The 13,172-nt window shown below is 47.9% G+C and carries 10 protein-coding genes; all 10 read left to right on the top strand.

Annotated elements, in window-relative coordinates; all coding sequences use genetic code 11:
- Positions 1–4: 4 nt before the first annotated feature.
- The 10 genes from plsX (at position 5) to ftsY (ending at position 12,992) form a co-directional block, all read left to right on the top strand.
- Positions 5–1,054: a phosphate acyltransferase PlsX gene (gene plsX / locus LBCZ_RS07660; RefSeq protein WP_025012442.1), complete on the top strand. Its 1,050-nt coding sequence runs from the start codon at positions 5–7 to the stop codon at positions 1,052–1,054.
- Positions 1,055–1,084: 30 nt separating this feature from the next.
- Positions 1,085–1,327 (top strand): acyl carrier protein, encoded by a 243-nt coding sequence (acpP, locus tag LBCZ_RS07655; RefSeq protein ID WP_025012443.1) that lies wholly within the window; start codon positions 1,085–1,087, stop codon positions 1,325–1,327.
- 457 nt (positions 1,328–1,784) lie between these two features.
- Complete coding sequence (locus LBCZ_RS07650) at positions 1,785–2,807, top strand: ABC transporter ATP-binding protein (RefSeq protein ID WP_025012444.1); 1,023 nt, start codon at positions 1,785–1,787, stop codon at positions 2,805–2,807.
- 2 nt (positions 2,808–2,809) lie between these two features.
- Complete coding sequence (locus tag LBCZ_RS07645) at positions 2,810–3,763, top strand: ABC transporter ATP-binding protein (protein ID WP_025012445.1); 954 nt, start codon at positions 2,810–2,812, stop codon at positions 3,761–3,763.
- On the top strand, positions 3,763–4,725 hold the full coding sequence (gene opp4B / locus LBCZ_RS07640; RefSeq protein WP_025012446.1) for an oligopeptide ABC transporter permease: 963 nt from the start codon (positions 3,763–3,765) through the stop codon (positions 4,723–4,725). The genes LBCZ_RS07645 and opp4B overlap by 1 nt, the downstream gene beginning before the upstream one ends.
- A gap of 16 nt (positions 4,726–4,741) precedes the next feature.
- Entirely contained in the window at positions 4,742–5,653 is a 912-nt protein-coding gene (locus LBCZ_RS07635; RefSeq protein WP_025012447.1) for an ABC transporter permease, read from the top strand.
- A 192-nt stretch (positions 5,654–5,845) separates the two neighbouring features.
- Entirely contained in the window at positions 5,846–7,636 is a 1,791-nt protein-coding gene (locus LBCZ_RS07630) for an oligopeptide ABC transporter substrate-binding protein (protein ID WP_025012448.1), read from the top strand.
- A 91-nt stretch (positions 7,637–7,727) separates the two neighbouring features.
- The gene (gene rnc / locus LBCZ_RS07625; RefSeq protein ID WP_010488038.1) at positions 7,728–8,423 is read left to right on the top strand and encodes a ribonuclease III; all 696 of its coding nucleotides are present in this window, start codon (positions 7,728–7,730) and stop codon (positions 8,421–8,423) included.
- A gap of 19 nt (positions 8,424–8,442) precedes the next feature.
- A complete protein-coding gene (gene smc, locus LBCZ_RS07620) occupies positions 8,443–11,997 on the top strand; it encodes a chromosome segregation protein SMC (protein WP_039639086.1) in 3,555 nt (1,184 codons plus the stop codon).
- A complete protein-coding gene (gene ftsY, locus LBCZ_RS07615; RefSeq protein WP_025012449.1) occupies positions 11,997–12,992 on the top strand; it encodes a signal recognition particle-docking protein FtsY in 996 nt (331 codons plus the stop codon). The genes smc and ftsY overlap by 1 nt, the downstream gene beginning before the upstream one ends.
- Positions 12,993–13,172 lie beyond the last annotated feature (180 nt).

The following is a 13,172-nucleotide window of genomic DNA, read 5'->3' as shown; positions in this document are numbered from 1 at the left end:
TTTTATGAAAATTGCAATTGATGCAATGGGCGGTGACCACGCTCCGGAAGTTGTGATTGCCGGAACGGAAAAAGCACGCGACCATGACGCGGATTTAGAATTTATCCTCTATGGGGATGAAGCGAAAATCAAACCTTTGATTCATAATCAGGATCGGCTGACGATCGTGCACACGGCCGAGAAGATTAACAGTGACGATGAACCGGTTCGGGCGATTCGGCGCAAGAAACAAGCTTCGATGGTGTTGGCGGCGCAAGCAGTTAAACAAGGCGACGCGGCCGCGATGGTTTCACTAGGATCCACCGGGGCGTTATTGGCAGCTGGTTTATTCATTATCGGCCGGATCAAGGCCATTGAACGGCCGGGTTTGTTGCCAACGTTGCCGACTATTGACGGCAAAGGCTTTGTGATGTTGGACGTTGGTGCCAATGCTGAAAATCGCCCGTATCATTTGTTGCAATACGCGATCATGGGCAGCTACTACGCTAAAGACGTTCGCGGCGTCGCCAATCCGCGCGTGGGTCTTTTAAACAACGGCACAGAAGCAAACAAAGGCGACAAACTGCACCAGGAAGCACACGATCTTTTGGCTGCGGCTCCCGGAATCAACTTTGTGGGCAACGTCGAGTCTAGCAACATTCTCAACGGACCTGCCGATGTGGTCGTCACTGATGGCTTTACCGGCAACGCAACGTTGAAGGCAATTGAAGGCACTGTCCGCACTGTTATGCACATGTTAAAGGGTGCCATTTATGATGGCGGTGTTTCTGGAAAATTAGGTGGTCTGTTTTTGAAAAACAACCTCAAGTCAATGGCGCAAACCTTCGACATTTCGTCATACGGCGGTGCAGTCTTGCTTGGGCTTAAAGCGCCGCTGGTCAAAGCTCACGGCGCGGCTGATGCGGATACGGTTTATTACACCTTGCTGCAGACAGCCAAAATGGTTAAAAATGGCACGGTAGCCAAAGTGGTGGATTATTTTGACGCTCACCCTGAAATTGCCGAAGCGAAAACCACTGATAAAGCCGTAGACAACAACGCTGGAAACAAGTAAACTAAATTGGCAGATGAATGGAGGAGCGGCATGAGTAAAGACGAAATTTATCAAAAGATCGCAGGCTTGATTCAGGACCATTTTCAGTTAAGTCCTGACAAAATCAGTCCAAGCTTGAATTTCAAGCAAGACCTTGATGCAGATTCGATTGACATTGTCGAATTTGTTTTGGAACTCGAAGATGCATTCGGCGCGGAAATTCCAGATGACGATGCGGAAAAGATCCAAACAGTTCAAGATGCGGTTGATTACATCAAAGCACATCAAAAATAGTGAATGCGTGAGCTGCCAGTGATGGCGGCTTTTTTATTTGTGAGCGCGAGCCGGCGCGGTTAGGAGCCGGAGTGTAAGTGGTCTTTGGAGTAATGGCATTGCGACCAAGATCCTTACATGCAGGCTCTTGCGCCGGGGAGCGCGTTATGGTGAGCGCGACTCACTTTCGTTTTTACGAGCCGCACGCAGACTATAAAGGACGTTTTCTTCAAACAAACCGAATTTTCTGATATGATCTGCTTGCAGCATCATGTTGAGGATGCTCGATTTTCTTTAAAGCTCGCCATCCTTGTGCACGAATCATTGATGGATTTATTCGTAAATTTCGCGCTTCAATGGCGTTGGGACGCATTTTTGGCTTGCATAACCACTATAATTTCTTTATACTTAGAGACAATTATTTCGAAAATCTCATCTTGTTTTAATCTTGCGTCAAGGACGCAAAGGAGGAGTTCGTTTGGATAAACCTGAAGATTTGCTGCTAGATGTGCAACATCTGCACACCGGATTCAGACTTGGAGATGCTTTTTATGATGCTGTCGATGATGTCAGCATCACGTTACGAAAAGATGAGATTCTGGCGATTGTAGGTGAATCAGGCTCCGGCAAGAGTACTTTGGCAACCAGTATTATCGGGCTTCATGATCCGCGTAATACAAAAGTGACCGGTGATATCTTGTATAACAACCTGAATCTGGTCGGGTTAAATGAAACCCTCTTTGATCGGATTCGTGGTAAGGATATTGGCATGATTTTCCAGGATCCGTTAGCTGCGTTGAATCCGTTGATGCGGATTGGCGAGCAAATTGAAGAGACGCTGGTTTACCATACCAAGATGAACAAAGAAGAACGTGATAAAAGGGTGCTGGAACTGCTGAATCAAGTTGGAATTCCTAATCCTGAACGGACGGCACGTTCTTATCCGCATGAACTGTCTGGCGGGATGCGGCAACGGATTGTCATTGCGATTGCGATTGCCTGCAAACCACCGATTATCATTGCCGACGAACCAACTACCGCTTTGGATGTCACGATTCAGGCACAAATTTTGGATTTGTTGGAAGACATTCAGCGGGAAATGCATTCCGGCATTATTTTAATTACCCATGACCTCGGCGTTGTGGCCGAAACCGCTGATCGCGTGGCGGTGATGTATGCGGGACAGATTGTTGAAAGTGGCTCAGTGATGGATGTCTTCAAACATCCGACCCACCCGTATACGCGCAGTCTGTTGCGGTCGATGCCGCAAGCCGACTCCGATGATGACGAGTTACACGTTATTCAAGGCGTGGTGCCGTCATTGAAGAATATGCAGATGGAAGGCTGCCGATTTGCTCCCCGAATTCCATGGATTCCGGCATCTGCTCACGAAGAGCATCCGACCATGCATGAAGTCGCACCTGATCATTTTGTTCAGTGCACGTGCTACAAAGACTTCTATTTCCCGGATGACGACCGAGCGGCTGAAAAAGGTGAGTAATTATGGCAATGATTGAAGTTAGAAATCTAAAAATACATTATCCCATTCGTTCCGGCTTCTTTAACCGGGTGACAGATCACGTGCTGGCAGTCGATGGGATCGATTTTGACATTGAGCAAGGCGAAACATATGGCCTGATTGGCGAGTCCGGTTCAGGCAAATCGACAACCGGCAAAGCGATTGTTGGACTGGAGCCGGTGACGTCCGGTTCGATCATGTACAAAGGTCAGGACATCACCAAGCGCAGCGTTCGCAAGCACATGCAGTACAACAAGGACGTGCAGATGATTTTCCAGGATTCGCTATCCAGCCTGAATCCCCGTAAGCGCATTGAAGATATCATTGCTGAGCCGATTCGTAATTTTCAGAACCTGACCAAAGACGAGGAGCGTCATCGTGTTCAGGAATTACTGGATATCGTTGGGATGCCGAGTGATGCTTTGTACAAGTATCCGCATGAATTTTCCGGCGGCCAGCGTCAGCGGATCGGGGTTGCCCGGGCCATGGCGACGAATCCTAAGTTGATTATCGCCGACGAACCCGTATCGGCACTGGATTTGTCCGTTCAAGCGCAAGTGCTGAACTTTATGAAACGCATTCAGGAAGAGTACAACATTTCTTATTTGTTTATTTCACATGACTTGGGCGTTGTGAAGCACATGTGTAAAAAGATGGCGATCATGCATCGTGGCCGCTTCGTTGAAATCGGAACGCGCGAAGATATTTATAACCATCCGCAACATATTTACACGCAACGGCTTTTATCCGCGATTCCTGATGTTAACCCTGACGATCGGGAAAAGAACAAAGAGCATCGGCGTGAAGTTGAACGCATTTTTAAAGAAGAGGAATCTAAATATTATTCAAAGGAAGGCCGCGTTTTGGATCTCCAGAAGATTTCCGATACACATTACGTTGCGCTGCCAGATTCAACGATGAAGGGAGTGCATGATTAATGTGGAAAACAATTCTACGCCGGATCTTAATCATGATCCCGCAATTGATTTTACTGAGTGTGCTGGTTTTCGTCCTGTCGAAAATGATGCCAGGGGATCCGTTATCCGGTAATTTTCAGCAAGGGCAAAGCGCAGCGCAGATGGCGGCCTTACGTCAACAATATGGCTTGAATGACCCGTGGTATATTCAATATGTCAAATGGGTTGGCAACATGTTCCATGGTGATTTGGGTCAGAGCTTCGTTTATAAACGGTCGGTAACTGGTCTGATCGGTGAACGGGCTGTGAACACATTCTGGCTGGCATTGATGTCAACGGTGATTCTCTATGTTATCGCCATTCCAGCCGGTGTGATTGCCGGCCGTTATGAAGGCAGTAAACGAGATTCTGCAATTTCGGTTGCATCCTTCATTTTGATGGCCGTACCACCATTTGTTTTCTATCTGTTAGGGCTCATTTTCTTCGGCTTCTTCTTACAATGGTTCCCAACCGGCGGGAGTGTGTCGTCAACGTATAATCCGGGAACACTGGGCTATGTCTGGGATCGGATCTATCACATGATTCTACCGGCGTTAGTCGCGGGGATTATCACGACGCCAAGTACGATTCAGTATCTGCGTACCGGGGTCATCGATAATACTCACCAGGACTTTGTTCGGACCGCTCGTTCTAAAGGTGTGCCGGCCCGCGTTATTTTTGATAAACATATTTTGCGTAATTCCTTATTGCCGATTGCAGCGTTCATGGGTAATCAAATTACCAGCCTGCTGGGCGGCTCCGTCATCTTGGAAACAGTCTTCAGTTATCCTGGAATGGGTCAACTCTTTGTTTCGTCGATGACCAGCCGTGATTATCCGGTGGTTATCTCGCTGGTGCTTTTGTTCGGCTTCCTGACGTTGCTTGGTAACTTACTGTCAGATATCATCATGAGTATCGTGGATCCGCGGATCCGGATCGAGTAGAAGGTGGGGAAAGTTTATGCAAAACAATGCAAATGAAGTGGCGGCTAACACCACAAAAATTGGACAATCACCTTCTAACTTCAAGGTGATTCTGAACGAATTCCGCAAAGACAGGGTTGCTGTGGTCTCACTATTCTTAGCGGTAGCCATTATTCTAGCTGCGTTTATTGGCTCAATGCTGTTTAACGTTGGCGGTGCAACACAGGTTAGTATCATGGATCGTTATACGGCACCTGGTGTCAATGGGTATATTCTCGGAACCGATGAAGGTGGCCGGGATATGTTCAAATATTTGTTCTTTGCTGCCCGCAACTCAATTACTATCGGGATTTCCGTTGCTTTAATCATCGAGTTTGTTGGCGTCGTGCTTGGAACAATTTCTGGATATTTCGGTGGTTGGATCGATTCTGTGATCATGCGACTAGTTGACTTTTGGATGATTATTCCGTCGTTGCTAGTTATCATTGTGTTAGTCACCATCGTTCCGCAGTATAACGTTATTAGCATCATTTTAATTATGTCTGCTTTTTACTGGATGACCACGACTCGACTAATGCGCTCGTTAGTGCTATCGGAAGCGCGTAGTGAATACGTCATGGCCTCAAAAACATCAGGAACATCGAACTTCAAAATCATGTTTACCGGTGTTTTGCCAAATATAAGTTCATTGATTATAACCGACTTAACCTTGACGATTGCCAGTTCTATTGGGATTGAGACGGCACTTTCTTTCTTGGGCTTTGGGCTACCAATGGATACACCTAGTTTGGGGACCTTAATCGGTTACGCTTCAAATCCTGATTTGATCTTTGATCGTTGGTGGGTTTGGTTCCCTGCAGTGCTGGTCTTGCTGACACTGTCACTATCAATTAACTTTGTGGGCCAGGCTTTGCGGCGCGCGGCGGATTCACGGCAGCGGCGTGGTTAAGTTGATTTACTTTTTCTGAAATTTCATGAAGAGACACTCAGACAAAACTGGGTGGCTCTTTATTTTTGAAGAAAAAAAGAAAAATTTGTGGCGAAACATTGGCCATTCCGCTCTAATTATGCTATCATTTAACTCACATGAAGCGTTGCCTCGCTTACATATTGCGATGACGGCGCGGAAGGGGGAAAAAGTATGAAAAAGCGTTCTGTGCTCGGAATGATCACGCTCGCTACCGCTTTATCCATCACCTTGGTAGCCTGTGGCAGTAAGAGTTCGAACTCCAGCTCAAGTACATCTAATAAGGCTGTGAAATTACCGATCTCTTATAACAACACCAAAAAGGCAATTAAGGGTGGTACTCTTAATGTCGGTGTCGTTGACGACTCACCATTTAAGGGGGTTTTCAACGAGGAGCTTTATACGGATGCATATGATAATGATTATATGTATCCTGCGGCTGAAAGTCTTTTTGCTTACAACAGCACCTTTAAGTTCAACAACAAAGGTGCTGCCACATTGAAGCAAGACAATAATGCCAAAACAGTCACTGTAACGATTAAGCCAAATGTCAAGTGGTCGGATGGCCAACCGGTTGTTGCACGTGATTTGGTTTATGCATACGAGATCATTGCGAACAAAGCAACCAAGAGTCAACGTTATACTGAATCTCTCCAGAATATTGAAGGCTTAACCGAATACCATGAAGGTAAAGCCGATTCGATTTCTGGATTAACCATGCCTAAAGGTGACAATGGCGACACGCTGGTTATTCATTTCAAGGAAATGAAACCTTCGTTCAACACATCCGGCAATGGTTACTTCCTAGAAAGTGCCGCACCTTATCACTACTTGCATGACGTGGCTTTCGATAAGCTGGAATCAAGCGACAAGATTCGTAAGCATCCGCTTTTCTTTGGCCCATACAAGATGAGCAAGATTGTTGCAGGCCAAAGCGTTCAATATACGCCTAACAAGTATTATTGGAATGGCAAGCCTAAATTGGACAAGATCACCTTTGAGAATGTTTCTTCTGCTTCCAGTGCATCTGCGCTTAAAAATCACAAGTACGATCTGGTTTATGAAATGCCAACTGATACATGGAACGATTGGAAGAGTGTTAAGGGTTATCAAAACTTAGGTCGTCAAGGTCTGATTTATACTTACATCGGCTTTAAGTTAGGTAAATGGGACGATAGTAAGAGCGAAAATGTTTATAATCCTAAGGCAAAGATGGCCAACAAGAGCCTACGTCAGGCCATGGGTTATGCGCTCAACAATGATGAGGTTGCTTCTAAGTTCTACAATGGTACCCGTTCTCGTGCAACAACGTTGATTCCTCCTATCTTTGGTAAAGCTCATGCTGACCTCAAGGGTTATGATCTTAATATCAAGAAAGCTAATAGCTTACTTGACAAGGCTGGCTACAAGAAAGGCAAAGATGGTTATCGGACCGATCCGAATGGTAAGAAGTTGACTATTAACTTTGCTACCATGGCCGGTGGTTCAACGGCTACACCGTTGGCTCAAGATTATGTTCAGCAATGGAAGAAGATCGGCTTACGTGTCAAGTTAACAACCGGTCGTCCAATGGAATTCAATTCCTTCTATGACAAGGTTCAGAAGGATGATAAGAGCGTCGATGTTTATCAAGCTGCATGGCAATTGTCATCTGACCCATCACCAATGGATCTCTACTCACAAAAGGCACCATTTAACTACACGCGTTTCGTTTCGGACAAGAACACGCAATTGTTAAATGACATTGATGGCTCAAAGGCAATGAATCAGAGTTATCGGAACAAGGCCTTCCGGGCATGGCAAGAATACGCCCAAGATGAAGCCTTTGTTATCCCAACACTGTATCGTCAGCAAATCTTCCCGGTTAACAAGCGCGTGAAGAATGCTAGCGTTGACTATGCTTCGGCTAACAACCTGAACTGGGCTAAGATTGCTGTTACCAGCACCAGCACAGCGAAGAACTAGTCAAAGTACCTCTAAAAGGCATCTGCAATCGCAGGTGTCTTTTTTGGTGCGCTCTTGTATAATTAGAAGGTGATAAAAAGGAGGGCTCTTCATGGTTGCCTCAGAGTTTGTGAGTGAATTGCGTCAGCGTTATGGGATTGAATTTCACGATCTCAGTCTATTGGATGAAGCCTTCACGCATTCCTCGTATGTTAATGAACACAAAGAATTAGGGTTAAAAGATAACGAGCGACTTGAATTTCTTGGTGACGCGGTGCTTGAACTGACCGTTTCTGACTATCTATATCGTAAGTTTCCGGATAAGCCGGAAGGTGATCTGACCCGTATCCGTGCTGCCGCGGTTCAAACTGCAGCCTTTTCGGCGTTTTCAAAAGAGGCGCATTTTGATCGCTATATTAAGCTGGGAAAAGGTGAAGAAAAAGCCGGTGCCCGCAAGCGATTGACGTTGCTGGAAGACTTGTTTGAAGCATTTAACGGTGCCTTGTACTTGGATCAAGGCCGTAAAGCCAATATCAAATTTGCCGAACAGATCATTTTTCCTAAGATTGATGCCGGTGAGTTTTCGGCTAACCAGGATCATAAGACTGCATTACAGGAAACCCTGCAGCAAAATGGTGATGTGGCGATTGTGTATCACCTCCTGGATGAAAAAGGTCCTGCCCATGAACGGCAATTTCACGTTGATGTTGAAGTTGAAGGCCGAGTATTAGGGACCGGGTTCGGTAAGAATAAAAAAGCGGCTGAGCAAGCTGCAGCCAAGGCGGCTTTAGCCCGCTTGAAAAAGTAAGAACTAGAATGGGGTCATCATGGAATTAAAGCGTTTGATCATTAATGGCTTCAAATCATTTGCAGATAAAACCGAAATTGATTTTGTATCCGGTCTGACTGGGATTGTTGGGCCAAATGGTAGTGGAAAAAGTAACATCACCGAGGCGATTCGCTGGGCATTAGGCGAGCAAAGTGCCAAAAGCCTGCGCGGCGAGCGAATGGGTGATGTTATCTTTGCAGGTACGGACAGCCGACCTGCTTTGAATCGTGCGGCGGTTACCATGACCTTCGACAACAGCGATGGTTATCTCAAAAATCAGCCAGCCGAAGTTTCGGTGACGCGCCGATTGTATCGCGATGGCACCTCGGAATTTCTGCTCAATAATCAAGATGTTCGATTGAAGGACATTGTCGATCTGTTCATGGATTCCGGCTTGGGGCGTGAGAGTTTTTCGTTTATCTCGCAAGGCCGGGTTGAAGCGATTTTTAATAGCAAACCAGAAGAACGCCGGGGCATCATCGAAGAAGCCGCTGGCGTTTATAAATATAAGCAACAGAAAACCAAAGCTGAGCGCGAATTAGCCAGCAATGACGATAATCTGGCGCGAATTAATGACATTATTGTCGAGTTGAAGCATCAGGTTGAACCACTGCGAGAGCAAGCCTCACTGGCCAAGGACTATCAGCAGCAAACTGCTGACTATAAGAAGATTCACCAAACACTTTTGGCGCTGGAAATCGAACAGCTAGCGGCGGAGCAGGAGAAGACCCAAGGTGAAGCCAAAGTGACCAAGGCGACCATTGCGGCGCTGACGGCAAAGGTTAAGGATCTGGAAAATCAGTCCGAACAGTTGAGTGCGGTGGATCATCAGCATGAAGAACGGCTGAACCAGCTGAATGACCAGGTCTTGAGTCGCTCGATGAAGCTGGAAAATCTAAGCGGTGAAGCGAACCTCTCTAGCGAACGCTCGGCCAACGCGGCGGCAGCCTTGGCTGATTTAAAAGATCGGTTGACCCACGCTCAGCAGGCGCTAGCAGAGGCAAATCAGCGACTGGCCGACTTAACCAAGCAGCTTGATGCCTCCCAGAAAAAACAGCAAGACCTCAAGGAACAGCTGGCCCAACAAAAGCAAGCCAGCCAAGACCCGGCTGCTTTGAATCGTCAGTTGGAGTCTGTCCAGAATCACTATATTGATCTGTTGAAAACCCAAGCGGACAATAAAAATGCTCAGGCTGCCTTACAAAAAGACCAGCAACTTGCGGCGAGTCAAAACGCGGCTCATGATCGGCGCATCTATGAGCTGAGCAAGCAGGCGCAGGATCAGGAGGCCAAGGTCAATACGCTGTTAAGCCAGCAGCAAAAGTTACAGGCCAAAGCAGAAACGCAACAAACTGCCGTTGAAGAAGCTAAAACCAAGTTGAATCAGCTGCAACAAAACCGCAGTGCCCAGCAGCAAACTTATCAAGACGAAATGGCGACTTATCAACGCGCACGCGCACGGTATGAGACGCTATCTGAATTGAATGAAGACTATGCGGGCTTTTATAACGGCGTTCGGGTTGTGCTGAAGCATAAAGCAACCTTGCCAGGGGTGATTGGTGCGGTGGCTGAATTGTTGGAAGTACCGACCGCTTACCAGCAAGCGTTTGATTTGGCCTTAGGTAGCAATCTACAGGCCATTGTCACCCGCGACGAAGCAGCGGCCCAACGCGCCATCAGCCTGTTAAAGCAACAGCGGGCTGGGCGGGCGACTTTTCTACCTGCTGCTGTGATGCGGCCACGTGAGCTGCCAAGTGCGGTTTTGCAACTTGTCAAAGGCGCAGACGGCTTTTTAGGTACAGGGCTGCAGCTTGCCCAATATCCGGCTGATCTAAAGTCCGTGATGGCTAATCTGCTAGGCAGTGTCTTGATTGTCGACACCCTGCCTCACGCGATTACCATTGCCAACACCACTCATCACCGTTATCGTATTGTAACGACGGCTGGGGATATTTTGAATCCAGGTGGCTCACTGACAGGCGGCCAGGTCAAGCAAGGCCGGCAAGCTTCACCGCTGGCACGCAATCAGGAAGCCCGCCATCTTAAAACCCAACTGCAGGAATTAGTCGAAGATCTCAAAAAGAAGCAAACCGCCTTGACCGAACTGACCAAGCAGGAGAACACCGCCCAAACTGCATGGCAAGACGCTCAGGCGCAGTCTCAGGCGTTAGCAGCCGATCTAACGGCCATTACCAGTCAGCACACTGCGCAGGCAGAGACGCTACGGCAGGCGCGGCGACAGTTGGCTGCCGCACAACAGGCTAATACGGCTCAGGCTGATTTGAGTGCTAAAATGACCGAGCTTCATCAAGCTGGCAAAAAAATTGCTCGTGACATCGAAGAGGCTCAGGCAGAAATTGAACAACTGAAAGCTGCCGCTGCCGCTGCGGCCGATTCCCGGTCGAAGCAAGCAGCAGCCGAAAATGCGTTGAAGACGAAGCTGGCCGTGGTGACCAATGACTTGCAGACGCTGCATGATCAGCATCAGCAATGGCAAACGCAGGCCAGGGATGCAAATGAACAAATTACTGAACTCCAGCAACGCATTGAGCACATTACGGCCACGGCTAAGGAAACGGCGGCTGAAAAAGCCAGTCGTACAGCTACGATTGCCAAGTTACAAGAGGAACTGAAGCAGCTGAAGGCCGAGCAAACCAAAGTGACTCAAACCAAGGCGGCCAATCGTGGCAAGTTAAGCGAGATTTCTGCCAGAATTACAACGACCTATGAACAACAGCATCAGGCGATGGCGACCTCCGAACAACAGGCGGTGGCCCTTAACCGGGTGAAGTTGGGCCTGGATGCTCGTCTGAACACGTTAGCCGAGGATTATCAGCTCACTTACGAAGCGGCCAAAGCTGCCGTGGCGCCGGATCACGCGCCGATTCCCGAATTAAAGAGCAAGTTAAAGCTCTTGAAACGCGGGATCGATGAACTAGGGCCGGTTAATCTGAATGCAATTGAACAGTTCAAAGAGGTGAATCAGCGTTACGAATTTCTCACCAAGCAGCAAGACGATCTTTTGGCCGCTAAACAGCAGCTTGAAGAGACGATGCACGAATTGGATGAAACCGTCAAAACACGATTCAAAAATATGTTTGACCAGACGAATAGTGCGTTTGAAGCGATTTTCCCGCAAATGTTTGGCGGTGGGCATGCCCATCTCAGCTTGACTGATCCAGATGATCTGTTGGCAACCGGGATCGAGATTTCCGCACAACCGCCTGGCAAGAAGCTGACGCGACTGTCATTGCTGTCAGGTGGCGAACGGGCGTTAACCGCGATTGTGTTGCTTTTCGCGATTCTAAAAGTCCGTCCGGTACCATTTTCGATTTTGGATGAAGTTGAGGCGTCACTGGATGATGTCAACGTTAACCGGTTTGGCGAGTTCTTACGCCATTATGCCAGCGCGACCCAATTTATCGTGATCACGCACCGTCACGGCACGATGGTTGCGGCCAATGTCTTGTACGGCGTGACCATGCAGGAATCCGGAGTGAGTCGGATTATGGCAGTCAGTCTGGATCAATCACAGAAAGAGGCGACAAGTTAATGGGACTTTTTGATGCGATTAAAAAGGCATTCACCGGGGAAGAGCCGGAAACGCCTGAAGAAAATAAATATGACGAAGGTCTTGAGAAAAGCCGCAGTAGTTTTGGCGAAAAGCTTAATGCGTTATTTGCCAATTTTCGGACGGTGGATGAAGACTTTTTCGATGACCTTGAAGAGATGCTTATCGAATCAGATGTCGGTTTTGAAACAGCGGTTCGGTTGAGCGATGAATTGCGCGAAGAAGTTAAGCTTAAAAATGCAAAGGATCCCAAGGCCGTTTCGCGAGTTATCGTTGAGAAGCTGGTAGATATGTATGGTGAGGCCGGTAAAGGTGAAGATAACCAGATCCACTTTGCCGAAGAAGGGCCAACTGTCTTTCTGTTTGTGGGTGTTAATGGCGCCGGCAAGACGACCACTGTTGGCAAGCTAGCGCATCAGCTCAAAGAAGAAGGCAAGCGCGTCTTGCTAGTGGCAGCCGATACCTTTCGAGCGGGCGCTATTCAGCAATTGCAAGAATGGGGCCGCCGCGTTGATGTGCCGGTGGTGGCCACGAAAGAAGGCGGCGATCCCGCAGCCGTTGTTTTTGATGGTGTTAAGCGGGCAAAAGAAAAAGGCTATGATGTGGTGTTGGTCGACACCGCTGGCCGCTTGCAAAACAAAGTCAACCTGATGAATGAGTTGAACAAGATTAAACGCGTGATCGTCCGCGAATTGCCGGATGCGCCACAAGAAGTCTTGTTAGTGCTGGATGCCACGACCGGCCAGAATGCGCTGAATCAGGCGAAAGAGTTTAACCAGACGACCCAAATTACCGGCATTGTGTTAACCAAGCTAGACGGCTCTGGCAAAGGCGGCATTGTCTTGGCAATCCGCAATGAGCTGCATGTACCGGTCAAGTTAGTGGGGCTGGGCGAAAAAATGGATGACTTGCAGGCATTTGATCCAACAAAGTTCGTGACCGGCCTGTTTAAGGGCTTGATTGAAGTAAAAGCCTAACTCAAGGCAATCAAAGGAACTGAAAAAAAGCGCTGCACCTGTTCGTTCAAGTGCAACGCTTTTTTATATGAGCGTGAGCCGGCGCGCTTAGGAGTCGGAGTGTAAGTGGCCTTGGGCGTGATGGCGAACTTTGCCATTGCGACCGAGGTCCTTACACGCAGACTCCTGCTCCGGCGAACG

This window comes from Lacticaseibacillus casei DSM 20011 = JCM 1134 = ATCC 393 (genome assembly GCF_000829055.1).
Classification (GTDB): Bacteria; Bacillota; Bacilli; order Lactobacillales; family Lactobacillaceae; genus Lacticaseibacillus; species Lacticaseibacillus casei.
The sequence above is the reverse complement of the archived record's forward strand: the minus strand, read 5'-3'. Positions and strand labels throughout refer to the sequence as shown.

Bases quoted from the DNA above. Each gene is read 5' to 3' on its own strand.
- plsX (WP_025012442.1), top strand. From the start codon at position 5: ATGAAAATTGCAATTGATGCAATGGGCGGTGACCACGCTCCGGAAGTT.
- acpP (WP_025012443.1), top strand. From the start codon at position 1,085: ATGAGTAAAGACGAAATTTATCAAAAGATCGCAGGCTTGATTCAGGAC.
- LBCZ_RS07645 (WP_025012445.1), top strand. From the start codon at position 2,810: ATGGCAATGATTGAAGTTAGAAATCTAAAAATACATTATCCCATTCGT.
- opp4B (WP_025012446.1), top strand. From the start codon at position 3,763: ATGTGGAAAACAATTCTACGCCGGATCTTAATCATGATCCCGCAATTG.
- LBCZ_RS07635 (WP_025012447.1), top strand. From the start codon at position 4,742: ATGCAAAACAATGCAAATGAAGTGGCGGCTAACACCACAAAAATTGGA.
- LBCZ_RS07630 (WP_025012448.1), top strand. From the start codon at position 5,846: ATGAAAAAGCGTTCTGTGCTCGGAATGATCACGCTCGCTACCGCTTTA.
- rnc (WP_010488038.1), top strand. From the start codon at position 7,728: ATGGTTGCCTCAGAGTTTGTGAGTGAATTGCGTCAGCGTTATGGGATT.
- smc (WP_039639086.1), top strand. From the start codon at position 8,443: ATGGAATTAAAGCGTTTGATCATTAATGGCTTCAAATCATTTGCAGAT.
- ftsY (WP_025012449.1), top strand. From the start codon at position 11,997: ATGGGACTTTTTGATGCGATTAAAAAGGCATTCACCGGGGAAGAGCCG.